Genomic DNA, 25,662 nt, shown 5'->3' with positions numbered 1-25,662 from the left:
CGAACGCTCAGCTGTGTCAGCAGCAGCTACCCGCGGCTTCCTCACCTCCAATCATGCGACTGGGCAGCTCACATACACCCCACCACCAGACAACCGAAGACTTTCCCAGGCCGAAAGTGCCCAAACGGCCAGCGGCGACGATCACAACCGCCGGCCAGCCTCCATGACAGCCGGAAGATCACTGCGTGACACGACCAAGTCATCCCTATCTTAAATTCGCCCGGACCATCGAACGAAGACGAGCTGTCCTGGCCAGCCTCGCTACGTCGGTGCGACGTCGCTACCTGTTACAGTCGTTAGGAATGGGTTACTGCGAACCTTCTCCGCAGGGCGCAGCTGGCAGTAAACGATACGGCGCCTGATCAGCGTCTACAGGCTCGCACTGGCGAGCATCGTATTGCTCTGCTCCGCCAGGTCCCAGCAACTGGACAGCCTGAGCAAGAAGCCAGATCCTTCATACGCGCCGTTCGAATACGCACCGTTACCGGTAGCCGGTGGGCGGCTCCGCCTTTTCGGCGTAGCCTGATGTGGACATGATGGGCTTGCGCAAGCTGAGCCCTGGTGGTCATGAGTACCTCACGAACACGGTGGCGTGCGCCGATCGCAGCCGTGAGCTCGCACCCGGCGAGCTGTTAAGTGACTACTACCTCTCCCGTGGTTACCCGGCAGGCCAATGGTTCGGCGCCGGAGCAGAGCACTTAGGACTCTCCGGCGCAGTCACCCCTGCCCAGATGAACGCCCTCTTCGGCGAAGGCCGCCACCCCAACGCCGACGCCATCGAAGCCGAGATGATCGCCGACGGCGCCACCGCCGCCGAAGCGCTGAAAGCCACCCGGCTCGGCCGGCGGTTCCCCCAGTACTCCGCACTCGATCACCTGCGCTCCCAGGTATCCCAGGCGTATAAGGACCACAACCGCCTGCACGGGCACCCGGTCGGCGCGCCGATCTCCGCGGCCACACGCTCCGAGATTCGGCGCGGCGTGCAGCTTCAGGCCTACCGCAAAGCCCACAAGAGCAACAGCCCCGTCAGCGACACAGAACTGAACAAGTGGCTCGCGGAACAGAAACGCAACCTCAAGTCCGCAGTCTCGGGGTTCGAGGCCGTGTTTGCACCGGACAAGACCGTCTCCATCGCCTGGGCGATGGCGTCACCCACCGGACGAGCGCGCATCGTCGGCATGGCCCGCGAAGCCGCGCTGGACACCGTGTCCTACATGGAACGCAACATCGCATACACCCGCCGCGGCAACATGGGCGAGGCCCAGGTCGACGTCAACGGGATCACCGCCGCATTGTTCGAGCACTGGGACTCCCGCGCCTCCGACCCGCACCTGCACTTCCACGTGCTGATCTCCTCGAAGGTGCAACGCAGCGACGACGGCGAATGGACCGCCCTCGACGGCCGCACCGTGCTGGCCGCGACGGTCACCGCGTCGGAGTACTTCGACAACCGCCTACGCGACCTATTCCGCGAACAGGGCGCGTCCTGGGTGCAGCGCGGCGCCGAAGGCGTGGACATGAAGCGTCCGGTGTGGCAGCTGGAGGGCGTCTCGGTCGAGCTGGTGAAGCTGTTCTCCCAGCGCCACCGCCAGTTCGAAGCCGCCCGCGCGAAACGCATCGTCGAGTTCACGGCCAAGTACGGGAAGGAGCCAACGCCGAAGGACATCTTCGCCATCGACCGGGCCGCCCAGTACGACAACCGCCCCGGCAAACAGCCACCGAAGACGCTTCCGGAACATCTCACGGCGTGGCGCGAGCACGCGCTCAGCATCGTGCCCGCGAAAGTCTTGGACACCCTCGCCGACCGCGTCTTCCTCAGCGGACGCGCCGAACCCGATGCCTTCGACATCGCCAAACTCGCCCAAGCGACAAGGGATGTGGTGTCGGACAACTACAGCCACTTCTCCTGGTGGAACCTCGCCGCCGAAGCCCACCGCCAGACCGCGCACCTGACAGTGCCCGTCGACAAACGCGAACAGCTCGTCGACGACGTCGTCGACACCATCCTCACCCAGCCCGACACCCTCGCCCTCGTCGGCCCGACCGCCGTCAACGAGCCGGCCTCGTTGCGCCGCCGCGACGGCGAATCCGTGTTCGTCGAGCACCGCTCGACCCGCTACACCACCACCGCAACCCTCGCCGCCGAAGGCGACCTGGTCGCCTGGGCCCGCCGCGGCGGCGGGCACCGCCTGCACACCGACACCGTCGACAAGGCCCGCGCGGGCCAAGGGCTGAATGCCGGGCAGACGGAGATGGTGCGCCAGTTCGCCCGCTCCGGACGGCGCCTGCAGCTCGCTCTCGCCCCGGCCGGGGCGGGGAAGACCTCGGCGATGAAGGTCCTGGCCACGGCGTGGCGGCGAACCGGTCACCGCGTCTACGCCTTCGGCCCGTCCGCCCGCGCGGCCCAGGAGCTCGGCGCGTCGATCGGGGCAAGGCCGCACACGCTGCACCAGCTGACCACCGCGCTGCGGTTCGGATTCGCCCACCGGGCGTTCCCGATGGAGGCGGGCGACCTGGTGATCGTTGACGAGGCGGCGATGGCCGGCACCCACACCCTGCACAAGGTCGTGAAGTACGCGCTCAAGAGCGGCGCCGACGTCCGGCTGATCGGCGACGACGCGCAGCTGGCCGCCGTCGAGGCCGGTGGCGCGATCCGGCTGCTCGCTCACGATGTCGGCGCGGTCCGGTTCCGGGAGATCGTGCGGTTCCGCGGCGACGACCGCAAGGAGCAGGCTGCGGCGTCGCTGCAAATCCGCGCCTGGAACCCCAAGGGACTCGAGTACTACTTCAACAGCGGCCGGGTCTCCGACGGGTCGCTGGAGACGATGCGCGACGCCGCGCGCTCACACTGGCAGGCCGACCTCGACGCCAGCGTGCAGTCGCTGTTGATCGTGCCGACCAACGAGGACACCGTCGCGCTGAACATCGACGCCCGCGAACGACGCCTCAACCGTGGTGCGGTCGACCGTGGCCGGGAGGTGGAGCTGCACAACGCGACCACCGCGAGTGTCGGGGACTGGGTCGTCACCCGGCACAACCAGCGGCTGCTGTCGCTGTTCGGCGGGCGCGACTTCGTCAAGAACGGCGACGTCTGGACCGTCACCGACGTGCACGCCAGCGGCAAGATCACTGTGCAACACAAGGTGCACAAGGCCACGATCACGTTGCCGGCCGGGTACGTCCAAGCCCACGTCGAACTCGCCTACGCCGCCACCATCAACCGCGTGCAGGGCATGACCAGCACCGGCAACGCCCACCTGCTGGTGCCGCCGACGATGACTCGCGAGCAGTTCTATCCCGGCATCACCCGCGCCATGCTGCGCAACTTCCTCTACGTCGTCACCCACCACCATGTGATCGACCAGCATCGCGAAACCCCCGAACCAGTGTCGGCGTGGTCGGTGCTGACCGGGGTGCTGAACCACTCGGGTGCGGAGGTGTCGGCGACCGAGACGCTGCGGGAGGCCCAGGACGCGGCGGTGTCGATGGGCACGCTGGTGCTGCGCTACAACTACACCGCCACCTACCGCGACGAGGACCGCTACCGCGCCATCCTCGCCCGCCACGCCCCGTCCACGCTGGACCTGGACAGCGAGCCGGCGCTGATCCAGACGCTGCGCAACGCCCACGACCTCGGATGGGAACCCGATCCCCTCGTCGCCGCCGTGATGCGCTGGCGCCAGTCCCTGGATGAGGCCGACAACCCCGGAGCGGCGCTGCAGGCCCGGATCACCACCCACCTCGGGCGGCGTCGGCCACCCTCTGCCACCGGGCCGCCCCAGCCGGCCGATGTCACCCGCTGGCGGGGCATCGTCGACGCGATCGCCCCGCACGTCGCCGTCGAAGACCCCGACTGGGAGAAGATCTGGCTCCGCGCAGCTGGTGCACTGGCGTTGGGGTTCGACGTCGACGCCGCGCTGACCGTCGTCGCCCATCAGCTCACCGCCCGTCCTACGGTGCCGGATCCAATGCCGGATGACCGGTACGCCGACGCCGCTCTCGCCGCCGAGCTGGAGCGCCGACGTGACCGCGGCGAGGCCCATCAGCGGGCTGTTCCGTGGCTGGCCCGCCCCGACTTCGCCCACGTCCGCCACCATCCAGGGCACGCGCAGTACCTGCACGAGATGAACCTCGCGATCGCCGAGCGCGTCGAGCACCTGCGCGCTGCAGTGATTCGCGAGCAGCCGAAGTGGGTGTCGGGGCTCGGGCCGCGGCCGGACAACCCGATCGCGGCCGAGGAGTGGGATGACCTGGTCGGCGTGGTTGCCGCCTACCGCGAGACGTTCCGCATCGACGGCGAGGCGCCGCTGGGCGCCAAGCCTGACAGCCGCGGGGCGCGGGCACACGCCTGGCACACCCTCACCGAGCGCTGGGAGTCCTTCGGCCAGCAGCACGAGCCAGCCTCAGCCACACCCGCGCAGCCTCGCCCTGCGGCCCGACGGACCGAGTTGGACGAGGTGTTCGCCGAGTTCGATCACGTCGAGGAACGCGTCGTCCTCGAGCCTCTGAACGTCCTCATTCGCCGCTACGAGCTGCTGGCCCGCGACGGCGACGAGGACCGCTACCTCGATGTGCTGGCCCGCTACGTCCCCGACGCGGTCAACGCCGGCGCCGAACCGGCCGCGCTGGCGGCGCTCGCTCGCGCCCAGGACCGCGGGTGGCAGGCCGAACGCATCGTCCGCGACCTCGTCGACGACCGCGGGTTCAGCTGGGCCCAGGACCCGGCCGCAGTCCTCGCCAAACGGGTCAACGACCACGTCCGGACCCACGATGCGCCCGCCCGAATCGCCCCCGCCACCGACGAGCAGATCGCCCGCTGGCAGCAGATCGTCGCCGCGCACCTGCCCAACGCCACGGTAACCGAGGAAAAATGGGGCATCGTGTGGCGCCACGCCGCCGGCGGCGCCACCCGCGGGCTCGACCCCGACTGCGCGCTCGCTGACGCCGCCCGCCAGGTCGCCGGGACCACGAGCGGCGCCGACCACGCAGATCCCCGCAAGACCGGCGTGGCCCTCGTCAGCGCGCTCGTGCGCCAGCACGACGCCGGCGCCGGCCACCACTCCGCCCTACCATGGCAGGCCCAGCCGGATCTCGTGCACGCGGCTAACCATCACGGTTCCCTGGAACGGCTGGCAACGATGAACGCGGAGATCACCGCGCGCACCGACCAGCTGCGGGAAACAGCTGTGCGGGAGCAACAGCCGTGGCTCGTACGCCTCGGAGGCCGCCCCGACGACGCTGCACTCGCGCGGCAGTGGGATCACCTCGTCGGGCTCGCTGCGGCGTACCGTGAAACCTATGGCATCGCCAACACCGATGCTGCCTCCCCGATCGGCAACCAACCGCCCGGCAACGACCTTCGCGCCGACGCCTGGCGGGACATCACCCGGCAATGGAGGCACCTGATGACCACACCTGACCGCGAAGACGCCGCATCGGACGTGATGCTGACCCGGGAGTCGCTGCGCGACGCCGCCGATGACTACGCCGCACGGTTCTTCGCCGGCCTCGCCGCCGAAAAGGCACAGGAAGAAGAAGCCGAGGCGGACACTGCCGCGGCCGCACGGCGCACCGAACTGGAAGAAGAGCTCGTCGACGGCCACGAGGCCGGCTACGGCGAAAGCTCTCACCGCGGACTCACCTACTGAACCCGGTGACAGACGACGTCCGGCGAAGGCGGCCATGAATCGTGCATGTGGCCGTCTTCGCCGGACGTCGTTGTCCTGCCTTCGTGGCCAGGCGCGCTATGTCAGCATCGTCACATGGGCGTGTTTACTTCTTCGTGGCCACGACCTTCTTGCGCGGCGCTCGCTTGCGCGCAACAGGGGCGGGTTCGTCGACGACGATGGGCTGGCCGTCGTTCGCCTCGAATGCCTCGATGATCTCGCTGGAAAGACGGCCACGCTCGGACACGGTGTAGCCGTTGTTGTTGGCCCACTCCCGGATCTGGCGTGACCGTTCACGGTCCGCGGCTGCGGTGCCGGGCTTCTTCGACTGCGTCGACTCACCTGCCGCCAGCCGCACCTTTCGGCCGCCGATCCGGCGTCCCGCGGCGACGTAGCGGGCGAGTTCATCACGTAGCGCGGCAGCATTGTCGTCGGACAGGTCGATCTCGTAGCTCACCCCGTCCAGGCTGAACGGGACCGTCTGGTTGGCCGCGCCACCGTCGATGTCGTCGACCATCTCCACGAGAACTTTCTGTGCCATAACGGCAAAACCTCCAGTTACTCCGGCTGCCAATGAGAAGTGCCGGACGGTGTCACTATAACTCACCACCGTCGGACTACGCCGCGGTTGTCATATCGTTTCCGGATGTTCCGATGGTCCGGAGGATCTTCTGTCGCCAGCGGAGGGCGAACTTCACGCAGTTGTTGCATCGACGGTGGCCGCGGCATTCCGCTAACGGCGGCTCCCACCGCGCGGCGAAGGACCAGGCTAGCGAGTCGCTACTGACGATGTTGTCGGCGTACCGGGCAAGACCCAAGGTCTTCGCTCCGAAGGCGTGCAATCGATAGCCTCGCTGGGCGAGCGAACGCACGACACCCTCGACTTCTGCGGTGTGCTGGCGCCGGCAAATACTCCCGACTCCCACCACGGGCGCCACGGCGAGATCGACACCGCGTTGCTCGTAGCGGTCTGCGCAGCGGTGATAGTCCTCGATGGTCTGACCTTGCAAGACTGGGATGAACGGCAGTTCGGAGTCGAGGGATCGCAGCTGCAGGTAGTTGTTGATGGTGAGTTCCTGGTGCTGTGCGACATCGAGTCCTGTGCGCGCGAGGATCGTGTCTTCGCACATGTGGTCTTGTGGGGCGGCCCAGAGCAGGCGACCGATCTCGTCGCGGTAGCGGCGAATCCGGGCCGCGTACTCTCGCGGACTGGGACCGCACGCCCACGTTCCACACCGCGAAAGCTGGCTGAACCCGCCGGAGTCGCACGCCCAGTCGCACGACGCGACCGGCAACGTCTTGTACCGGCGCAGCGTGCGGTCGGACACGAACAACGGCACATCGAGCAGCCCCAGCCAGTGCGGCCGATGCGTCCCTAGCAGAAACCTCATGGTCGGCGACGGACAAGGGCGGTGACAATCGTTCCGGCGACGACGCCGTACGTCTTGCCCAGCAGGTGACCTGGTGTCAGTGCAAGGGAGGTGAAGGCGATCGCCGGGAACAGCAGCGAGTCGACGGCGACACCCACGATCCCGCTGCAAAGCACGGCAACGACAACGCCCCGCCGCCGGACGGCGGCGGAGTACACGGCCGCGTCGAGTACTTCGCTGACTGCGAAGGACACTGCCGACGCCGTCGCGACGGCCGGTCCGGCAACCACATAGGACAGCGCCGTGCCGACAGCAATAGCCACTAGTGAGATCCGCAGCCCGGCGAGGCGTTGCACCCAGTCCCGGACCACGAGCACCGGACCCGCCACGTACACCGCGGCCGCAGCGTGCAAGCCGAACCCGACGCCAACGGCGCCGACGTGCTCGGCCAGCCAGTTCGCGCCGACGACGCACCCAACATAGAGCGCGACTACCGAAACACGCACGAATCCGGTGCCCGTTTCGCGCCTGCCCGACCGGCGACGCGAACCGGCGGTCATGGCCCGCTGGGCGTGGTTTGCCGGTCGTCGACGCCGGCCGCGTCCGCTGCCCGTGCTTGCCGTTGTCGGTGTTCCAGGGTGAACCGGTCGGGGCGAGCCGGTGCGCCGGCGGTCTTGTGGCCGTCGGATCGGCAGCGTTGATGAACCCACTCGGTGGCCATCCGCTCGGCGAAGCCGGGCCGCCAATGGTCATGCCAGTACTGCGCATCACGCGCGGTGGCCTGCTTGCCCAGGTGGGCTTCGCGCCAGGTGTAGGTGAGGGTGGCCAGTTCGGCGACCAGTCCGGGATGCTCCAGCCAGCAGTCGGGGATGGCGACCGCGCGAGTCCCGGGGTTGCCGACGTAAGTCTCGTTGTAGTACTGCACAAAGTGCGCGACCGTGAACAGCGAAGTTTCCCCGCGGTGCTCCGTGTCTTCGGCCGCGTCCGGCGGCAGGAACATCAGCCACCGCGCCAGCCGCGGATCGCTCTCCGGCTCCTCGGTCAGCTCTGCGAGCTTCTTCGACACCTGCTCGATCTGCCGGCCCAGGACCTCGGCCACGGTCTCCAGCCCGGCGACCACCTCGTTGAGCTCGTCCAGCGACCGCGGCTCGAGTTCCTCTTCACCGTCTGTTCGCCGCTCGTCGTCGCCGACGTCGTCCGGGCGTGCGGCGATGTCGTCGTCGTTCATCGCAGATCACCGCCGTCGGGCAGCAGCAGCGGGTAGCCGTCGGGGGTGATCGCGGCCCGCCCGGAGCGAATCGCGGCGACGTCGACCTGCAGTTGAGGCCAGTCCGGGCGTTGTTCGACGTCGACGGTGCGGCCGAGGATCGGGCGGAGGTTGCCGTGCAGGATCAGCACCCGGCCGCGATCGAGGGTGCGGATGTCCCCTGCGCGCAGCGTCGGGACGGTCTCCTCCCCGCTGGCGCCGCGCCCGACGCTGAACAGCCCGTCGCTGTGGTGCTGATGGGTGCGGCGGCGGTGGTGCCCGGACAACGTCGACAGCCACTCCAGCGTCTCGTCGTCCTTCAACCCCGGGAACGCGGTCAGGGTGAGGGTATTGTCGATCAGCTGCAACCGGCCCGGCTCGCCGTAGAGCTCATCCAGCTGGGAGCGGGACTGCGCGGACCAGTGGATCAGCACGCCGCGGCCGGCGGAGTCGGCGATGATCGCCGGCAACCGCGGCACCGGCGTCCCCGCGAACAGCTCATCCAGGATCGCGGTCGTCGGCGGTTCCAGCCGGCGACGTTTGCGGCGCAGTGCGGTGTCCTGGGCGGTGGTGAGGATCTGCTCAACCAGCGCGGTCAGCACCGGCCGGGCCTGCGGGGCCTGGTGTTCCCCGGCGATGATGAACAGGCTGCCGCGGCGGCGCAGGAACTCGTCGATGTCCAGTTCCTCGGCTGGGCTCGGGGTGGCGAAGTAGCGGATCGCCGGGTTCATGAACGGTTCGATCGCGCGCCGCACGCTCATCCAGACCGCGTCGGAGGTCTCTGCGACCATCCCGATCTCCGACTCCAGGTTCTGCGCCAGCTGCGGATACTGCCGCTCCAGCAGCTCGACGGGTTCCCGATCGGCGGGTTTGGCGATCGACCACCGCACAAGGTGGTCGACGGTGCGGTGATGGGTGGCGGCGGCGAGCAGGTAGGCCTGCATGACGATCGTGGCCCTGCCCCGAAACACCGCGTCGTTGCCGCCGACGTTCTCGAGCCCGAGCGAGGACGCTTCGATCAGCGTCTCCGCCCGCCGCAGCGCGACCGCGGGGTCGGCGCAGCCGGTGACTGGGGACCAGCGGGCGTGCGCTGGCCACGACAGCGTGCCGGTGGCATCGATCACCAGCACCGGCCCGGCGCCCGGGCGGCGGGTGCGGGCCAGCAGGCACCACTCGGCGAGGTCGTTCTTCGTCGTCGACGCCACCAGGGCACCCGGTGCGGCGAGGACCTTGTGCACCAGGTCGGTGCGGCTCTTGCCCGACCGGGTCGGCGCGATCGTCCCGGTCGGGGTCTCCAGCGAGGTGACCAGCTGCTGGCGGCGGGGCCCTTGGTGCAGCGGGACCGCAATCTGCTCGACGGGCGCGGTGCGGCGTTGTTCGTCGGTGAGGTCACCGCGGGTCCACCTTGCGGTCTTGCGTGCGGCTGTGACCGACAGAGTCTTGGCCATCTCGCGGCGGGTGGCGTGGCCTGAATCGGTCGGCGCGACGCGTCTCCAGACCGGGATCGCGGCGCCCACACTGAGCCCGGCGGTGAGCATGGTGATGGTGGTGAACCAGACGTAGAAAGCCAGCTGGTGCTCGCTGACCGCGCCCGACCACGGGACCGGCAGGCGTGGTCCTGGGTCGGCGGCGTGGAAGGCGACCGTGAGCGCGAAGCCCGCCCACGTGGTGATCGGGGGCCACGTCCAGCTACCGGTATGGAAGCCAGTGACCAGGACGGCGGCGCTGACGGCGATCGCGCCGAGGGCGCAGAGGATCGCCAGGGCGGCGATCGCCAGGCCCATCAGGGCGGCGTCGCGGTCGAGGTTGAGGGTGTCGGTGCGTGTGCGCGGCATCGGCCGCTCCTCCCGGACAGCGGGAGAGCGGCACCACGTTATTCATCGGAGTGGGCTCCCTCCCGGTGGTGGGGAGGGCAAACCTGGGTCGGCAATCCGGCGGATCGCGACGATCTTCGAGGTCCAGGCCGAGAGGGGTTCAAGGATGACGCCGGTGTCGGTGTCGTAGGCGTCGACGATCAGGCCGTGTCCGGCGTACATCCCGACGTGCCGCGGCACCTGCGCAGTCCCCCGCGAGCCGGGAATGAACAGCAGATCCCCGGGCTGCACCTGCTCCAGCGACGAGACGGCGTGGCCCGCGTGGGCCTGGCTGATCGTGCCGGCGGGGATCCCGATTCCGGCGGCGGCCCAGGCGGCGAGCATCAACCCGGAGCAGTCGTAGGCGTCCGGGCCTTTCGCGCCCCACACATAAGGCTTGCCGAGCTGGCCCAGAGCGAAGCCGACCGCGGCCCGCTGGCGCACGTCGGTGGGTAGCGTGAACCCCGGTGGCAGCTTCGTTGGGTCCACCTGGCTCGGGTCGCGGGGCACGTCGGACCCGCCCTGGTCCGGGCACAGCGTCTTCACTTGGACGGCTTTGGTACCGCCGCCAGCTGGCGGGGTCGGGTTGTCCGGTCCGGTCCAGAACTGATCCACGATCGCGGCGGCAGCAGGTTCGCGTGGGGCGTAGCGGTCCGGGAAACCGCTGTGCTGGACCGCTTGCTCCGCGTGTCCTGGTGCCATGGTGTCCCAGCCGGGCAGCGCGATGAGGGCGTCGAGGAACTTGCCGGTGGCGTAGACCGGGTTGAGGATCTGCTCGCGGGTCCCCCACCCTTGGCTGGGGCGTTGCTGAAAGACTCCTAGTGAGTCGCGGTCGCCGTAGTCGAGGTTGCGCAGCCCGGACTCGACCATCCCGGTGGCGATCGCGAGGACCGCGGCCCGCCGCGGCAGTCGACGTTGCTGGACGACGTCGACGACGGTGCGGGCGATATCCATCTCGTCGGCGCCCAGCTGCTGGCGGTCGACCACGATGGAGCCGCCGCCCGGGCCGCCCTGATCGCAGCCGCTCAGCTGCACGATCGTCGCGGTCGCCGCAGGCCCGATCATCAGCGCCAGCACGAGGATCGGCAGGAACACCAATCCGCCCAGAGCGCCGGCGACACCCGCGAGCATCCCGCGGGGCTTCATGACGACGTCGCCGATACGGCGTCAGCGGGGAGCGGGTTCGGCTTCGACACAAGCTGAGAGTTGGTATCGAAGATCTGCCGCTCGATCCGGCTGAGCACCGTCTGCACTTTCAGCCCGGTCCGGTTTTCGATCTTCCACAGCGCCCGGCCCTGCCGATCGTTCGCCCACCCGGTCGTTGCCTCGTGCTCTTTCTCCGACAGCGCAAGGACATCAGCCAGCTCGCTTGCCACGCGCGTCGACTGTCCAAGAAGGACACGAATCGAGCACAGCGCGAGCAGGTCGCGGGCGATGGCGACTTCCTGAGAGCCGGTAGCGCCGACAGAGAGAAAGTCGCCGGGCTTGTGACTGACCAGCACCTGGATCTTCCGCTCGGCTCGAGACAGCCGTAGTTCACTGTCCACCGCTTGAACGGCGCGAAGCCCGAGCCGGAGCTGTCGCCAGATCTCGTCGCGGACGACGATCCGCAGTTCCCCGTCCTCCTGCAGATCCGTCGCCAGCGACGACCACGACCCGAGGCAGGTCAGCGCGACGGCGATAGCTTGGTCGCCGCGGGTGCGTAGCCGCGAGAGGTCCAGGCTCTGGATCGGGGCGTCCCAGTCGACGGTGAAGTTCGTGGCTGCGTCGAACAAGCCGGCCAACGGTCCCGAGATCAGGTTGGCCAGCGCGTCGGTGATCGAGCGGAGGTGGTCCAGGAATTGGCGGCGGCCGGCGAACCGCAGTTCCTGCCACAGTTGCTCGTCCGGGTCGGCCAGTGCCTTGTGGACGTCGGGGATGGTGATGGGCTTGAGGTTGGTGTAGCCGTCGTGGACGCCGAGCAGCTGCCGCAAGACGGCGGAGACGGCGGCTTCGTCGGTGACGGTGGGCCGGTAGCCCTGGGCTTCGGCCAGCGCGACCAGCAGCTGCACCCACCGGCCCAGCACCCCGTCGAGCTCGTCGCGTTGCCGCTCGGTAGACCAGGTGTCCCAGCGTGCGGCCAGGGGGCCGAGGTCGAGGGCGTTGAGGCGGGCGGTGCTTCCGCGGCCGAGCATGATCGGCGTGACGCCCAGGGCGTGCAGCAGCGGGGTGTATTCGCCTTTGACGTCGCCGGAGATGAGGGTGCGGACGCCGGTGAGCATCATCCGCAGCAGGAACGCCACCACGGTGGAGGACTTGCCGCGGCCAGGTTCGCCGAACAGGATCATGTTGGGGTTGGTGCAGATCGCACGCAGGACGAACTCGACCGGGTGCAGGTAGAACGCGCCGCCGGAGTGGACGTCGTAGCCCATCCGCGCTCCGACCGCCGGCAGCGGGCTCGCCGCCAGTAGCGGGAACAACCCGCCGATTTCGTGCGTGCCGGCCTGATAGACCTGCAGCGGCGCTGCGACCGGCGACCAGCCGTGCCCAGGGCGGGCGAACCCGCGCCGCGGCGCGGCCCGCTGGTTCAGGCGGGCGTTGCGGCCGTCTGGACGTCGACGTTCCGTCGGTCGCGTACCGAGCGCGGGTCCGAAGGTGGCGAGCAGTTCCGCCGCGGTCCGCTCGTCGATGCGGCGGCTCACGATGACCCGCCCCGCAGCCGCGGCAGCCCGACACCGACGGGCAGGACGGCGGCAACGAACCCGGCGTCCTGGGCCAATTCCATCCGCAGGAGCTGGAAGCGGCCGGCGATGTCGTTCTCCAGCTTCGCCGCGTGGTCCTCAACGTTCCACGTGTCCGGGATCGTGACCGCCGCGGCGACGGCGAAGCGGACGATCCCGTGCCCAGCTGCGACCGCGTGCTCCTGCGCCCGCGCCCCGCCCGCCTCACGGGCTTCGGCGGCGCCGGAATTGAAGCCCTTCGAGGACTTCCAGTCCCGCACCACCCCCGTGCGGAACCGCAGCCGACGCACGGCCTTGCGAGACCGGTGCTGGGACAGGGTCTCGTAGTGGATGGCCAGGCTGCGGCGCTCGCCGGCGGTCTTGACCGCCAGCAGCCCACCCAGTGACCCGAACACCGTCCCGGCTTCGGGCATCAGCACCGAGTAGGACACCGTCGCGAAGCCATCGTGGTAGTACGCCCGGGCCGAGGGCGCTGGGGCATGTACCGGGCCCGCCGTCGCCCAGCGCACGCCGGCGTCGCCGTCGGCCTGGTGTCGGCGAGCGGCGAGACTCGCCGTGGTGGCCGGGTTGAACCCGGTGCGGATCGTCACCGCTAACTCGGGACCCGACAGCCATCTGACGCCGGTGGCGCCGAGCGACTTGAGCTTGTCCTCAAGCCCGTCCAGCACCCGGTAGAGCACCGCGGCACGGCCGGCGACCCCGCCACCAGCCGCGGCAGCCGGACGCCGCAGAGCGTCTTCGGCCCCGGAGAGGGTGACGAAGACTTCGTGCCGGACCGACACCGCCCCGACCAGCCGATCCAGCTCCTCGGACGCCTGCCGCGCGAGCGCCGGCGCATGCGGGACCTCGTGTTCGGCGCGCCAGGCGTGGTAGTCGGCACCGTCGTCGGGGACGGTGCGCACCAGCAGGGTCATCCGGTCGATGACCTCGCGGTGCCCGATCGACAGCAGCAAATTGCCCAGCCGGTTGGCCAGCCGCCCACACTGGGCGTCCGAGAGCATCCCGACGCCGGCGTGGGTGAGGCGGGCGGTGGCGCCCCACCGCCCATCGCCGGTGTCGTGGATTAGGCACACGCGACCGAGGTCCCGCAGCGGTGGACCGTCGGGAAACCGCAATCGGGCCAGCACACCGGGCAGATCCGGCTCGTCGAGATCCTCAGCCTGCCCGGCGACGGCGCGCGACTGCCACCGTGACCAGCCCAGTGCAATGCCGGCGCGGTAGAGCAGCAGGTGCCCGAGCCACCGCAGCGCCGGACGTCCGCGGACCGGCACCACGGCCAGCGTTGCCGCTGTGGCGCAGGACGCGGCCAGTATCAGGGCCTGGCCGAAGTGCCCGGACGCGAGCGCGAAGATCACCGGCACGGCCAGTCCCACGCACACGAGCGCCTGGACCGGAGTGAGGCCGATGACCCAGCCCGCGCGCTCCTTACGGGACAGTCCTTTGTAGATCCGAGTCGAAATGCTCACAGCAGCACCGCGGCTTCCTCGGCCTCACCGGCAGCCGCGCCGCCGCCGCCGTCATCCGGCGGCGGACCGCTCCCGGGCTTCGGCGCCGGCGGGGTCGGCGGACCGGTGTCGCCGGGTGGATCAGCGGGTGGCGGCTGTCCCTCGTCATCACCGTCGTCAACAGGCCCGGCCACGCTCGCGCCGCCGACACCTTCCGCGTCCTCGGCATCGTCGGCCCCGTCAGCAGCCGAATCCGCTGCCTCGGTCACCGAGCCGGTTCCCGATTCTTCTGCCCCGGATTTGGAGGTACCACCGTTAAGCGCATCGCCGCCGGATGAGCCAGCGTCGTCTGGCCCGCGGGTGCCGTGCTCGTCCTCGGCCGGCCTGGTGGTCGAGTCATCGTCGGCGGCGGCCTGGTCGAATCGGTCGACGTTGGCCTGCTCCTGGCCGTCGCCGCTGTTTTCCCCGTCGCCGCTGTTTTCGTTGTCCCCGAACTCTGTGCCGACTTTGTTCCGGAACGCACCGGCTATGCGCCCGGTGATGCTGTCGGCGCCGTAGGAGTCCAGCCCGGCGTCGGAGAGCTTGTCCCGGAACACGCCCTGCGGGTCGGAGTTGGGGTCGACGAAGGCGAAGAGCTTGAACAGCACCATTGGCACGCACAACGCGATGAGCAGCACGCCGATGCCGGCCAGGAGCCCGGACAGGCCCTGCGCGCCGCCGAGGATCGCGACGCCCAGCGTCAGCACGTACGCCAGGGCCGGTTTCATCCCGATGGCGACCAGGCCCCAGCGGAAAACCGTCCAGTACCACCGCGCGGTCGCGTCCGCCATGAGCCCGGCCGCGGCGATGGGCACGGTGGCGACCAGGACGTAGATCGCGGCTTCGCGGAACACCGCCTCGAAGGCGAAGCCCAACCCGGCGGGGATCACGCCGAAAACACCGGCGAGACCGAGCACGACGTTCTTGACCTCGTCGGAGAGTGCGTCGGTGAAGCCGGTCATGTTCAACGCGTCGCGGAAGTTGTCCACGCGCAGACCCGTGGACAGGATCGCTTCGGTCAGCCCGTCGGCGGCGGCGAGGAACGCCGCGAGCACGCTCACGGTGACCGCGAGGGCGATCCCGTACTGGATCGGGCCGGTGATCAGGCGGACGAAGCCCCGCCCACCGTGCAGAACCGTGGTGATGATCTGCCAGAAGAACATGCCCAGCGCGATGGCCCCGGAGATCCACAGCGTCATCGGCCACAGGATCGACACCGGCCCGTCCGTAGTGGACACGGTGAAGAGAGAGAACTGGTCGACCAGCTCGAACGCGGTACGCAGGATGAACAAGGCTGCCGCCCAGGTCGCCGCCATGAGCGGCTCGAGGACCCCGGCCGCGGTCGCTTTGACCCCCGCGCCGGCCAGCCTGCCCAGCGCCTTCAGTAACTCCAGCTCCGCGGGCGTCATCGAACGCCGCCCTTGTTCAGGGGCCGGTAGCCGGCCGCGACCGATTCGGCGCTGCCCGGCCACGCCGACGCCGCGTAGGCCGCGCGGGCGCCAGGGGCGATCCGCCAGGCGGTGCCGGTCCAGCGCAGGGCCTGGCAGTCACCGATGCCCATGCGCGTGGCCTCGCCCTGGTAGTCGAAGCTCAGCTGCCCGAGCGTGCACACCACCACGAACCGGCCGTCGTCGACGGTGCCCTTGATCAGGCCTTGGGTGACCTCGTAGGTCACCGTCAGGCCGGGCTTGAGTTCACCAGCGCGGATGCCGGCTTCGTCACGGAAGGCCGTGAGCAGCGCGAGCAGGCCGTTGCCTTGCGGCGATGGGGCGTGCGGGAGCGCGGCTTCGCCGTATGCCCGCAGATAGGTGGCCGGGTCACCGCCGCGCAGCGCCGTCTCGTTGAAGTCGGTCAGCCAGCCCAATGCCCCTTCGGCGGTGGCGGGGAAGCCGTCGGAGATCACCCGGTTCGCGATCGGGGCCGGTCGCGGGACGGTGATCGGCGGTCCGGCCGTGGCGGTGGTGAGTTCATGTGGCAGGGCTGCCTCGGGCGGCAGGGTCAGCATGGGACGGATGGCCAGCGCGGTCGCCTCGTCGACCGGCGCCGTGGGTGCCGGCGAGGGCGCAGCGCCCGGCGGAGTCGCTGTCGGCGGCGACGACGGTGGTGCTGTTTCTTGCCGGGCAACCAGCACCACGGCGACCGCGACAACGAGCAGGACGACGACGATGATCAGGCGGCGCGTTCGCGTGCGGGCGCGCGGCGATTCCGTAGAGGTGAACATGGCTCAGCCGCCCGCGAAACTGTTGATCAGCGACCAGCCGATGCCGTAGAGGATCGCGCCGGCGACGGCGCAGAGCATCATGACGACGCCGACTTTCCCGGCCCTGTGGTGATCGACCCAGCGACCACCGGCCCAGACGATCAGCCCGATGAAGAAGCCGGCGATGAGCGCGACGCCCGCGCCCCACTTGACGTTGTTGAGCAGCCCCAGGATCTTGTCGCCGCCGACCGGGGGCGGCACCGGTGTCGGGTTCGGGATCTGGACGAGCCAGTCGATGACACTGTGCGCGGACATCGCGCCCTCCACATCGCTCCGCCCGACGTCACGTCAGGCGGGTCAAGTGGGAGGGCGTTGAAGTTCTTTGATTGAGTGGCCGGCTGGTCTCAGCCGGTGTCGTGGTCGGCGACGCGGCCGTTGCTGTCGCGAGCGTGACGTGGCCATCGAGCGCGTCGGCGGCGTGTCCGCTGCGGCAGCACGCGCCAGGAGCGCAGGAGTTGGTCGGCCGGTGTCCGCAGTGACGACGGTGTCACGTCGGCGGTGATGCCGTGCGCGGCGACCTCATGATTGTGGGGAAAGAACACCGCTTCGGGTAGCAGAACGCTGGTGCGGCGCCCCGCAGTGCCCGCGACGCCCTTCGGCCACTGACGAGCTCCGACGACGAGCAGCTGCGTGGGTGGGGTCACTGTGCCCGCGCGCACCCACGGCGCCAAGCGGGCCAGGACTTGTTCGGCGTGGGCGAGTGCGGGCACGGTGGGCCGCACCACCAGCGCCGGAATCGGTGACGGGCTGCCGACCCGCAGCCACTGCCCCGGCCCGAGCGCGGGATCGGACGCCAGCCGCCACGGGTCGTGACCGATGTCGACCACAGTCACGTCCACACCCCGGCCGCCACCGGGGTGCCAGTACGGCGGTGGCGGGAACAGCACCGCCTCAGCGGCGAGATCGGCCACGTCCAAGCGCGCCAGGACTGCGCGGGCCCGCCGGGAGAACCGGATACCTGCTGCGGGGCCGGGGCCGTCCCGTCGCGGTCCATCGGCCCGCGCAGCACGTCCCAGTCCGGATCGGACCGGATCGCCGGCATCGACGAGCAGGACCGAGCGGCCCGCCAGCTGGAGCGCATCGGCGATCGCGACGGCGGTACTCGTAGCGCCGGCCCCGGGTGAAGCCGCCAGAATCGGTACGACCCGGCCGAACGGCGACCAGTCGACCAGCTCGGCCGTCTCCTCTGCGGGTGTGGCCTGCTGCCGCTCGGTCGCCGGCACGTCCACACGGGAGCGAACGTCCGCAGGTAGGTTCTCCGATGTGACCATGACGGGCCTCCCCTCAGCGGTGGTGGTGCGCCGGTGAAGGGTGCGGCGGTCACAGCGGGACCGTGCTCCAACCCCCTGGACGGGGTGGCGTAGGTTGCTTTCTCTCGGCAAACCGAAGACACTGGCAACGAGTGTGGCTCTTTGCTTCGATGGTAGACGCAACTCGCTAGGTGTCAAATGCCGGCATTACCGCGAAGCAAACGCCAGGTGATGACGGCAATGGTGGGGGCGATGTGGGACGACGATACGAAGATGAACCAGTATTCGATGGCTGGGAAAAAACTGCGCCCGAGTACCTGGACTCGCCGATACCGCGCCGCTCCTACGCCGCGCAGCAGCAGTTGACCCTTGAACTGCTCAACCTGGACACCTTCGCCGAGCGGCTGACGTACCTGTTCGATCACGAGTCGACCTACTACGTGCTCGACGGCGAACCCGTGACCGATCCCGACGAGATCGCCCGCTTGGCCGCCGACGAGGCCCCCGGGTTCCGGAGTTTCGTCGCCCCGGCGACGCTGGTGGCACGGTGGGTTCAGGCCCGTAGCGGGGAGACCTTGACCAAACAGGCCCTCCACAACTTCAAGGGCGGGGTCCGGGCGAACACGCGCCCGCAGATCAACGATGCCTTAGCCGAGTTCTGGCGAATCCATCACAAGTTGCTCTACCCCAATGTTCCGGCGGCGGCCTTCGAGCTGCCGCATGACGAGACCGACCGCAGAGCCCACGAGCTGATGACCGAATTCGGCGGCCTCGACGTCAACGCCCGGAGAATCGCCAGCTACCTCGACGGTGCCCACGAAGCCGACAAGCAGCAGCTGCTGAAAGTGCTGGAACGGATCGCCCGGACCGCCCGCGGCACCGGCCACGGGCGGCCCAGCTGACGGGTTCCGGCGACTTGTTGTCACGCTCTGCTACCGGCGGGGCGGCTTCGGTCCCAGTTTCTTCGCCAAGCGCCGTACTCGACGATCGCTCAGCGCTGTTCCGGTAGCTGCCAGCCACCTGGCTCGCTGGTCGTCGTCGACGGGCAGCCGCTCGGTTTCGGGCCACCACGCCTCGGTGTCGGCGTCGTCGGTGTTGCCCTCGGCGTGCACCGCCGTCGGCCGCGATAGCCGCGCGACGATGACGGCAATGGCGATCTCGATCTCGACGGCGGTCGCCATCGGTTCGATATCCATCTCGTAGAGCAGTACGAGGTCCCACAGGTCGTTGCGTATCGCGGACCGCGTCGAGGAATCGATCAGCTGATCCACGATGAGCAGCGCGTCCTCGATCTCGACCATCTGCTGGATCGAGGTCAACGGCGGCCGGCGGCGGTGGACGAGCAGAATCCGCACGCGCCGCCACAGCCGCTCGATGGCGGCCTCTTGGCGTTGTGTGCGGCGCTGGTCGCGTCGGTCGAATATTCTGCGGGTTGCGGCGGCGAACACCGAGCCGGCGATGAACAGCACCAGCCCGACGCCGTCGGTGAACACCGCGAAGTGGGTGCCGCGAGGCGGGTGATGCGGGTCGAACAGCAGGTGCAGGACGACGCCGAGCCGCCAGGACAGCCCGACTAGCGACACCGCCACCCCCAGCTGCGCCAGGATGACTCCGCCGCGGACCCCGGCTACCTCACCCATCGCGACCACGGTCAACCCGAGCAGCAGCGCCGCGAGCCAGCCGACCATGTAGGTCAGGTAGATCGCGCTGTAGAGCTGCGAGGGCAACGTGGGGTTCTGGGGCGACCCGAAGAAGGATGTGTGCGCCCCGGCCAGCACGTAGAGGGTGACCATCGCCGCGGCGCAGGCCACGAAGATCGTGACGACGCCGGGCATGGGGAGGCGCAGCTGCCCGAGGGTGTGCAGGAACGCGGCGGTGAAGACCATCGCCAGCATGGCCAGCAGGTTGTGGACCACGATCGCCACGTTGTGCAGGCCGGTCAGCTGATCGGCCCAGTCCAGCGTCATCGGGTCCCCGGCCGCCAGCGACATGGCCATACAGGCGATGCCGGCGGTCAGGAAGTGGCGGCTGAGGGTGTAGCCGAACCCGCGGTTGACCAGCGCTTTCCGGGCCGACTCGGTCACACCGGCGGCCGCGGCGCCGTACCACAGGAGCGAGACCGCGTCAGCCATCGGCACACAGGTGCCGGCGGGATCCGAACGCCGCCCGCAACGCCGTCCGGCCGGGCGGGAGCCGGTCGCGGTGGCGTGCCATCCCGGCCCGGATGTGGGCGCGCAACCGGTAGGCGAATTGTTCGGCTTCGATCTCCCAACGATCGTCTGGACAGGAGCGGCGGCCGCAGACGTAGTCGCCGGGGTGACCGAGCACCAAGTGCCCGACCTCGTGGTAGGTGATGTGGGCGACGTGCGCCGGCACGGCGGCGGCCGCGATCCCGAGCCAGCATTGCGTCCGCGCGCGGACCAGTAGCCCGCTGGTCCCGCCTCTCCCGGTCGGCATTCGGCCTAGAACGACGGCTATTCCTCGTTGTTCTCCGAAGGCGTCGATGAAGGCATGCACATCGAATGGGTATCGGATCGGCAGCGTGGCGATGATGCTGTCGCAGTGCCGGATGAACTCGTGATCTTCGTATTCTGTCGTCTCCACTGTCGCCCCTGGATGTTGGTTGGATCCAGCCGGTCCCCACCGGCCCCTTGGTCACGCTCAGCACTGATGACCTTCATCGAAGCAGGTCAGAGCGTTGCCGCCATACTGACGGACGCGATACACCTCAGACGCCCGGAGACGCCCGCTGGATCCCGCAGTGTTCGTTTGCGGGGGTGTTTGCGGTCGTTGCGGGGTGGATGCGGCGCCCGCATATTTCCCGCGCGGGCCGCATTCTTGCCTGGTGGAGGGTTGATTCCGGGGTCTGCGGCCGACTAGTCAGAAGTCATGGTGCTGAATTCGGGGGACGCGCCGACGCGCGAGACTGACAGTGATCCGGCGACAATGGCACGCGGGTTCAACCATCTCGATCCCGCGGTCGCCGAAACGGCCTACGAGACGCTGGGGACGATCCGCCGGGGGTGTCCGGTCGCGCGCAGCGGTGAGCTGGATGGGTTCGTTCTGGTGACCGGCTACGACGAGATCCGCGAGGCCGCGCAGGCACCGGACCGGTTCAGTGCCTACGTCGACGGGCTGGGCGCGGCGGCGGTGGTCACCGAGATGCGGGAGGCCGTGGCGCCGATGTTCGAGACCGACGACGAGCATCATCACCAGTGGCGGCGCGCGCTCATGGACTTCTTCACCCCGGCGGCCGCGGCGGCCCAGGAGCAGTACGTCCGGGCGATCTGCCGGGAAACGCTGCAGGAGCTGATCCCCCGCGGTGCGGCGGACCTGGTCAGTGGCTACACCCAGCAGGTGCCGCCGTTGGTGATCGGGCGGGTGCTCGGGCTCTCAGAACTGGAGCGGGCGTGGCTCTCGGAGCACGTGCGCGCTCTCTACGGCGCCGAGACCGTGAGCGAGGCCCAGCAGATCGGACGGGTGTACGCGGATTTCCTGCTCGGACAGATCCGCGAACGCCGCGCCTACCCCGGCGATGACCTGCTCTCGCGCATGGTCACCGCCGAGGTCGACGGGCGCATCACCGGCGAGGACGAGCTGATCAAGATGACGATGCTGATGGTCGCAGCCGGGCATCTGACCACCGCCGACGCCTGCGCCACCGCGATCCTGCAGCTCCTGGACGACCCCGCGCTGCGCGAGCGCGTGACAGGTAATGCGGGGCCGGTCGAGGCGTTCGTCGAGGAGCTGGTCCGCTACGAGCCGGCGGTTGCGGCCACCGGCCGTACCGCCACCGTCGACACCCAGCTCGGCGGGATGCCGCTCTCCCCCGGGGACCGGCTGCTGCTGGCGTGGGGCAGCGCCAACCGCGATGAACGCCGCTTCGACGACGGCGAGGTCTTCCGCCTCGACCGCGAGCGCAGCCGGACACCGCACCTGGGGTGGGGCGCAGGCGAGCACCGCTGCCTCGGCCGCCACCTGGCTCGGGTCGAGCTGCGGGTCATGCTCGAGGAGCTGCTGCGCGCGCTCCCCGATTTCCGCCTTCAGCCGGACGCCACCGTGCGGCGCACGTTCGGGATCATCCGCGGGGTGGCGGCGCTTCCGGTGCGCTGGAGCCGTCGCTGAGCGCCGAGGTGTGCCGATACCACTCGGCGAGCTCCGTGCGGCCGCACAGGTTCAGGCGCCGGTAGATCTTCGTCAGTTCACCCTCGACCGTCCGCGCCGACACATGCAGGGCAGCGCCGATCTCGACATTCGACATCTCCTCGCTGACCATCCGCGCGATATCCCACTGGCGCCGAGTCAGTCGCGGCGACACAGGGTCTGCCTCGCCCAGAGCGAACGCCACGATCTGCTCGTCACGCCATCGGCTCCCGGTCAGGCGGGCGGCCTCGAACGCTTCCTCGCCGATGCCGTCGATGATCGCGGCGATCGCGATGTCCCGGTGATGGCGCAACCCGGGCAGGCCGTTGAACCGGACGCCGTGGCGGGCCTGGAGGCTGTCCGAGCCGCCGTACAGGTGGGCACCGCCGACAAGATCGCCGGCCAGCACGCGTTTGCGGGCTTCCTCTTCCACCCCCCAGGCGGGCCCCCACAGGTCGCCGAGTTTCACCTGCGCGCGCAGCGCGTTGCGGGCGCTCGCCTGCAGCTGTGACCCTTCGGGCAGGCCGCGGGTCCATTCCGCCCAGGTGATCGCCCATTCCGCACCACGAGCGTAGGCCTCGTCCAAGCACCACTGCGACATGCGATCGGCCTCCTCGACGGGGCCGTGCAGACCCGCGGTAAACGCGTGGAAGAGCGCCGCCATGTAGGCCGAGCCATCTGCGCCGGCCGCGCGGAAACCCTCCCGGGCCGCCTCCAGCTTCGCGTAGCCGCTGCGCAGGCCCATCGCCAGCGCGTCATAGGTGCCGTCGATGAACAGCACCGCCGGGGCGTTCTCCATGCCGATGCGCCGGGCGAGGTCAAGGCATTCGTCGCGATGGGCTTTGCCGCGCTCGCGGGCGCCGATCGCGATCCAGATCCAGCCGACCATCGCCAGCGCCGAGACCCGCACCGGCGACGGCTCCGCGGGGGCGGCCCGCAGAAGGTCGTCGACCTGGCGACACACGGGAATCTCGGTGGCGAAGAAGTACGGCGCCCGGGTACGCAGCAGGTCGACCATGATCGTCAAACCCCGCTCCACCTCGCCGCGTTCGGCACACCACATCACCACCCCGGTGATGTTGCCGGACTCGGCGTTGACCCCGGTCAGCCAACACATCTCATCGCGGCCGAACCACCCGTCAGCCGCGTCGCGCACCAGCTGCGCGACCCATGCACAGAGGCGTTCCTCGATCGCGTCCTGGTCACCGAACTGTGTCAGGCGTCGCCGGCCGTACTCGCGCAGGTAGTTGTGCTGACGGTAGCGACCGTCTGCCGACGCGCCTTCAATGATCGAGTGCCGGACCAGGTAGTCCAGCGTCGTCAGGATCACCGCGCGGTCGACGGCGGCGTCCGCGCAGACCTGCTCGGCCGCCTCGAGGGTGAAGCCGCCGGTGAACACCGTCAGCCTCGCCCACACCCGCCGCTGCACCTCGGTGCACAGCTTCCAGGATTCACCGATCGCCGCGTCCAGAGCCAGATGATGAGCTTGGACTCCACGGGTTCCCGGGGCATATCTCAAGGCCGATCCGCCTTCCAGGCGTTCGAACACCACGCGGGGCGATCGTCCGGTGCTCAGCTGGGCCGCGACGAGTTCCAGGATGAGCGGAATGCCGTCGGACCAGCGGACCAGGCGGACGATGACCGACCAGTCGTCGTCTGCGGTCAGCGGCCATCCGGCGAGCGCAGCGCGGTCCTGTAGCAGCTTCACCGCGTCGCACTCTTCGGCCTCGACGCGGCCGGCGTCCTCCTCTGGGACGCGGAGGGGATTGAGGTGCACGATGCGGGCGCCGTGGATCTCCAGCCAGGCGCGGCTGGTCACGATGATCTGCAGGTGCGGCGCCCGGTTGATCAGCAGGTCCACAAGTTCCTGGACGGGCTTGAGCAGCTGTTCGCAGTTGTCCAGCACAAGCAAGACACTGCGGTCGCACAAGAAACCGATCAGCACGTCCAGCGGCCGGGCGTCGGGCTGGTGGTTCGCGACGTGTAAATCTGCGAGCAGCAAGTTGCAGATTCGCTCTACTGTCGCTTCGTCGCCGGCTTCACCGCTTATTTCCTCAAGGCGGAGGAAGGCGGCCGCGTCGTAGGCGTCGCGTCGCTGCTCAAAAGCCTCACCGGCCAGTCGAGTCTTTCCTACTCCGCCGCTGCCCGTCACCACCACTACCGGGTCGCCTTCGTCGATATAGCCCTCGACCTCAGTCACCTTGTGTGATTGACCGATGAGTGTCGTCGAATAGGCCGCACCCGGTATACCGGCACTCGGCAGCGGCCTACGCGCCATGACGCCGATGCGTTGCACCATCAATGACGCTGTTGCACCCTGCCGTGGCCTGCGACTCCGGCATTGCCCCTCCTCGCCCCGTTCCCGCTCGTCGCGGGCATCGATCGATGCCTTCGACGACCCCTCACTGACAAGCGCCGCGTCACCCGAGGTGTGCGGCGCTCCGCGTCATGTTTCGTACCACGGGTAACACCGCAGCCCTCAAGCATTAACCAATGCAACACTCGATCGGGTTAATCGTCAACAACCGGGTAGCGTCAGTGCAACTACCCTCGGTAGTCGGACAGGCTTTCGGTCGATCGGCCGAAAATGGCCTTGCATACGGCTTACGGAGAGCACTTAACGCAATACCTATCGCAACCTTGCGGAGTAACAGCTACTCGGCGCACTCAAGGACGCTTTATCAATGGGCCACACACGTTGACTTTTGCCGAGATCGGGCTATTGTTCGTCTCAGCAAGGCGGATCGTGTTCCACGCCGGGGGAGGCGCGGTGCATGCGCGGTCGGCCTACCCACGTTGGGACTTACTCGTGCTCAGACCACTGGCAACACTATACGCCGGGACGGCTCGCGGACCGCCGTTGTCGCGTCCCGCCTTCGGCCATCTCCGCACTTCGTTCGCACCGGTCGCGCAGCGACCTCCACGATGACCAGGTCCTCTGTGGGCCAGTTCCACACCTGCCGAAGTCTCCGCTCAGCCCCTCTTCGCGTATCGCTGGCTGCGGCACGAGGCACACCCTCCAGCACGTCCATCACTCGACGGGCATTCACGCTGGATGGCTTTTCCCTTTCTTTTAAGGAGAAACCTCGATGCACAGCCGTCTTTGGCATGCCCTCGCCGCGACCGCGGCCCTACTCGCCTCCACCGCGGCCACCGCCGTCGCGGCACCCAGCACCCCCGCCGGCGACACCGGTGACCGCGCGCCCATCGCCGGCAGCACCCCGGCCTGGGCCACCCCGAACACCGAAGTCGCCCACACCAACGGAAACACCGTGCGGCACATCCAGGTCGCCCTCGCGTTGCGCGACCAGCCCGGTGCCGAACACCTCGCCGCGCAACTGGCCACACCCGGCACCGCCGGACACGGGAAGTTCCTGTCCTCACAGGAGTTCCTCGACCGATTCGCCCCGACTCAGGACACCGTCGAGCAGATGTCGCAGTGGCTGGGCACCCAGGGCTTGCACGTGACCGGGGTCAGTGCCAACCGGCACTTCGTCGACGCCGAAGCCCCGACCTCAGCGCTGGAGTCGGCGTTCGGTACGAGGATCGCCGCATTCCGGACCCGGATCGACGGCGCCACCCGGACCCTTACCGCCCCGACGTCGCCGGTCACCGTGCCGGCCTCGCTGCGCGCGTCGATCACCGCGGTGCTCGGGCTTGACGACAGCGC

General features: G+C 69.1%; 18 protein-coding genes and 1 pseudogene. 4 read left to right on the top strand and 15 right to left on the bottom strand.

Translation table 11 applies throughout. From position 1 onward, the window contains the following. The first annotated feature begins 533 nt into the window (after positions 1–533). Positions 534–5,648 (top strand): MobF family relaxase, encoded by a 5,115-nt coding sequence (gene mobF, locus BLV96_RS40785; RefSeq protein ID WP_143051100.1) that lies wholly within the window; start codon positions 534–536, stop codon positions 5,646–5,648. Between the two features lie 124 nt (positions 5,649–5,772). Here the strand turns inward: mobF and BLV96_RS40780 are convergent, their stop codons facing one another. The 12 genes from BLV96_RS40780 to BLV96_RS40725 all read right to left on the bottom strand — a co-directional run bounded on the left by BLV96_RS40780 (position 5,773) and on the right by BLV96_RS40725 (position 17,822). Next, the gene (locus BLV96_RS40780; RefSeq protein WP_086681510.1) at positions 5,773–6,207 is read right to left on the bottom strand and encodes a histone-like nucleoid-structuring protein Lsr2; all 435 of its coding nucleotides are present in this window, start codon (positions 6,205–6,207) and stop codon (positions 5,773–5,775) included. Between the two features lie 76 nt (positions 6,208–6,283). Next, on the bottom strand, positions 6,284–7,057 hold the full coding sequence (locus BLV96_RS40775; RefSeq protein ID WP_086681512.1) for a deazapurine DNA modification protein DpdA family protein: 774 nt from the start codon (positions 7,055–7,057) through the stop codon (positions 6,284–6,286). Continuing rightward, the gene (locus BLV96_RS40770; RefSeq protein WP_086681515.1) at positions 7,054–7,596 is read right to left on the bottom strand and encodes a VUT family protein; all 543 of its coding nucleotides are present in this window, start codon (positions 7,594–7,596) and stop codon (positions 7,054–7,056) included. The genes BLV96_RS40775 and BLV96_RS40770 overlap by 4 nt, the downstream gene beginning before the upstream one ends. After that, entirely contained in the window at positions 7,593–8,264 is a 672-nt protein-coding gene (locus BLV96_RS40765; RefSeq protein WP_086681518.1) for a hypothetical protein, read from the bottom strand. Before BLV96_RS40765 ends, BLV96_RS40770 begins: the two co-directional genes overlap by 4 nt. Next, entirely contained in the window at positions 8,261–10,117 is a 1,857-nt protein-coding gene (locus tag BLV96_RS40760) for a type IV secretory system conjugative DNA transfer family protein (protein WP_086681521.1), read from the bottom strand. The genes BLV96_RS40765 and BLV96_RS40760 overlap by 4 nt, the downstream gene beginning before the upstream one ends. A gap of 42 nt (positions 10,118–10,159) precedes the next feature. Further along, positions 10,160–11,281, bottom strand: a complete 1,122-nt coding sequence (locus BLV96_RS40755; RefSeq protein WP_086681524.1) for a C40 family peptidase — start codon at positions 11,279–11,281, stop codon at positions 10,160–10,162. Continuing rightward, positions 11,278–12,546 carry an ATP-binding protein gene (locus BLV96_RS40750; RefSeq protein WP_244180861.1) on the bottom strand — a complete coding sequence of 423 codons (1,269 nt, stop codon included), beginning with the start codon at positions 12,544–12,546 and terminating at the stop codon, positions 11,278–11,280. Before BLV96_RS40750 ends, BLV96_RS40755 begins: the two co-directional genes overlap by 4 nt. 266 nt (positions 12,547–12,812) lie before the next feature. Beyond that, on the bottom strand, positions 12,813–14,321 hold the full coding sequence (locus BLV96_RS40745; RefSeq protein ID WP_244180860.1) for an SCO6880 family protein: 1,509 nt from the start codon (positions 14,319–14,321) through the stop codon (positions 12,813–12,815). Then, on the bottom strand, positions 14,318–15,811 hold the full coding sequence (locus BLV96_RS40740) for a hypothetical protein (RefSeq protein ID WP_143051099.1): 1,494 nt from the start codon (positions 15,809–15,811) through the stop codon (positions 14,318–14,320). The genes BLV96_RS40745 and BLV96_RS40740 overlap by 4 nt, the downstream gene beginning before the upstream one ends. After that, positions 15,745–16,560, bottom strand: a complete 816-nt coding sequence (locus BLV96_RS40735; RefSeq protein WP_244180859.1) for a hypothetical protein — start codon at positions 16,558–16,560, stop codon at positions 15,745–15,747. The genes BLV96_RS40740 and BLV96_RS40735 overlap by 67 nt, the downstream gene beginning before the upstream one ends. Positions 16,561–16,563: 3 nt before the next feature. Next, positions 16,564–16,854 (bottom strand): hypothetical protein, encoded by a 291-nt coding sequence (locus BLV96_RS40730; protein WP_143051098.1) that lies wholly within the window; start codon positions 16,852–16,854, stop codon positions 16,564–16,566. A gap of 89 nt (positions 16,855–16,943) precedes the next feature. After that, the gene (locus tag BLV96_RS40725; protein WP_143051097.1) at positions 16,944–17,822 is read right to left on the bottom strand and encodes a P-loop NTPase family protein; all 879 of its coding nucleotides are present in this window, start codon (positions 17,820–17,822) and stop codon (positions 16,944–16,946) included. Positions 17,823–18,040: 218 nt separating this feature from the next. On the opposite strand from BLV96_RS40725, the gene BLV96_RS40720 reads away from it, so the two are divergent. Beyond that, positions 18,041–18,751, top strand: coding sequence for a hypothetical protein (locus tag BLV96_RS40720; protein ID WP_143051096.1), 711 nt, complete (start codon positions 18,041–18,043; stop codon positions 18,749–18,751). A 30-nt stretch (positions 18,752–18,781) separates the two neighbouring features. Here the strand turns inward: BLV96_RS40720 and BLV96_RS40715 are convergent, their stop codons facing one another. Then, positions 18,782–19,981 carry a hypothetical protein gene (locus BLV96_RS40715; protein ID WP_143051095.1) on the bottom strand — a complete coding sequence of 400 codons (1,200 nt, stop codon included), beginning with the start codon at positions 19,979–19,981 and terminating at the stop codon, positions 18,782–18,784. Next, complete coding sequence (locus BLV96_RS40710; RefSeq protein ID WP_143051094.1) at positions 19,974–20,306, bottom strand: ImmA/IrrE family metallo-endopeptidase; 333 nt, start codon at positions 20,304–20,306, stop codon at positions 19,974–19,976. Before BLV96_RS40710 ends, BLV96_RS40715 begins: the two co-directional genes overlap by 8 nt. 489 nt (positions 20,307–20,795) lie before the next feature. Here BLV96_RS40710 and BLV96_RS40705 point away from each other — a divergent pair, with 489 nt between their 5' ends. Further along, positions 20,796–21,974: a cytochrome P450 gene (locus tag BLV96_RS40705; RefSeq protein WP_244180858.1), complete on the top strand. Its 1,179-nt coding sequence runs from the start codon at positions 20,796–20,798 to the stop codon at positions 21,972–21,974. Here the strand turns inward: BLV96_RS40705 and BLV96_RS40700 are convergent. Continuing rightward, positions 21,928–24,291: an ATP-binding protein gene (locus tag BLV96_RS40700; RefSeq protein WP_086681552.1), complete on the bottom strand. Its 2,364-nt coding sequence runs from the start codon at positions 24,289–24,291 to the stop codon at positions 21,928–21,930. The two genes, BLV96_RS40705 and BLV96_RS40700, sit on opposite strands and share 47 nt — an antisense overlap. 790 nt (positions 24,292–25,081) lie before the next feature. Between BLV96_RS40700 and BLV96_RS50995 the strand changes: the two are divergent. Further along, positions 25,082–25,597, top strand: a pseudogene (locus BLV96_RS50995) (protease pro-enzyme activation domain-containing protein); the annotation flags it as partial. Between the last annotated feature and the right edge of the window lie 65 nt (positions 25,598–25,662).

Source organism: Amycolatopsis pretoriensis (assembly GCF_900107925.1).
In the GTDB taxonomy this organism is placed as follows: domain Bacteria; phylum Actinomycetota; class Actinomycetes; order Mycobacteriales; family Pseudonocardiaceae; genus Amycolatopsis; species Amycolatopsis pretoriensis.
The sequence above is the reverse complement of the archived record's forward strand: the minus strand, read 5'-3'. Positions and strand labels throughout refer to the sequence as shown.

Bases quoted from the DNA above. Each gene is read 5' to 3' on its own strand.
- mobF (WP_143051100.1), top strand. From the start codon at position 534: ATGATGGGCTTGCGCAAGCTGAGCCCTGGTGGTCATGAGTACCTCACG.
- BLV96_RS40780 (WP_086681510.1), bottom strand. From the start codon at position 6,207: ATGGCACAGAAAGTTCTCGTGGAGATGGTCGACGACATCGACGGTGGC.
- BLV96_RS40775 (WP_086681512.1), bottom strand. From the start codon at position 7,057: ATGAGGTTTCTGCTAGGGACGCATCGGCCGCACTGGCTGGGGCTGCTC.
- BLV96_RS40770 (WP_086681515.1), bottom strand. From the start codon at position 7,596: ATGACCGCCGGTTCGCGTCGCCGGTCGGGCAGGCGCGAAACGGGCACC.
- BLV96_RS40765 (WP_086681518.1), bottom strand. From the start codon at position 8,264: ATGAACGACGACGACATCGCCGCACGCCCGGACGACGTCGGCGACGAC.
- BLV96_RS40760 (WP_086681521.1), bottom strand. From the start codon at position 10,117: ATGCCGCGCACACGCACCGACACCCTCAACCTCGACCGCGACGCCGCC.
- BLV96_RS40755 (WP_086681524.1), bottom strand. From the start codon at position 11,281: ATGAAGCCCCGCGGGATGCTCGCGGGTGTCGCCGGCGCTCTGGGCGGA.
- BLV96_RS40750 (WP_244180861.1), bottom strand. From the start codon at position 12,546: ATGGGCTACGACGTCCACTCCGGCGGCGCGTTCTACCTGCACCCGGTC.
- BLV96_RS40735 (WP_244180859.1), bottom strand. From the start codon at position 16,560: ATGTTCACCTCTACGGAATCGCCGCGCGCCCGCACGCGAACGCGCCGC.
- BLV96_RS40730 (WP_143051098.1), bottom strand. From the start codon at position 16,854: ATGTCCGCGCACAGTGTCATCGACTGGCTCGTCCAGATCCCGAACCCG.
- BLV96_RS40715 (WP_143051095.1), bottom strand. From the start codon at position 19,981: ATGGCTGACGCGGTCTCGCTCCTGTGGTACGGCGCCGCGGCCGCCGGT.
- BLV96_RS40710 (WP_143051094.1), bottom strand. From the start codon at position 20,306: ATGCCGACCGGGAGAGGCGGGACCAGCGGGCTACTGGTCCGCGCGCGG.
- BLV96_RS40705 (WP_244180858.1), top strand. From the start codon at position 20,796: ATGGCACGCGGGTTCAACCATCTCGATCCCGCGGTCGCCGAAACGGCC.
- BLV96_RS40700 (WP_086681552.1), bottom strand. From the start codon at position 24,291: ATGGTGCAACGCATCGGCGTCATGGCGCGTAGGCCGCTGCCGAGTGCC.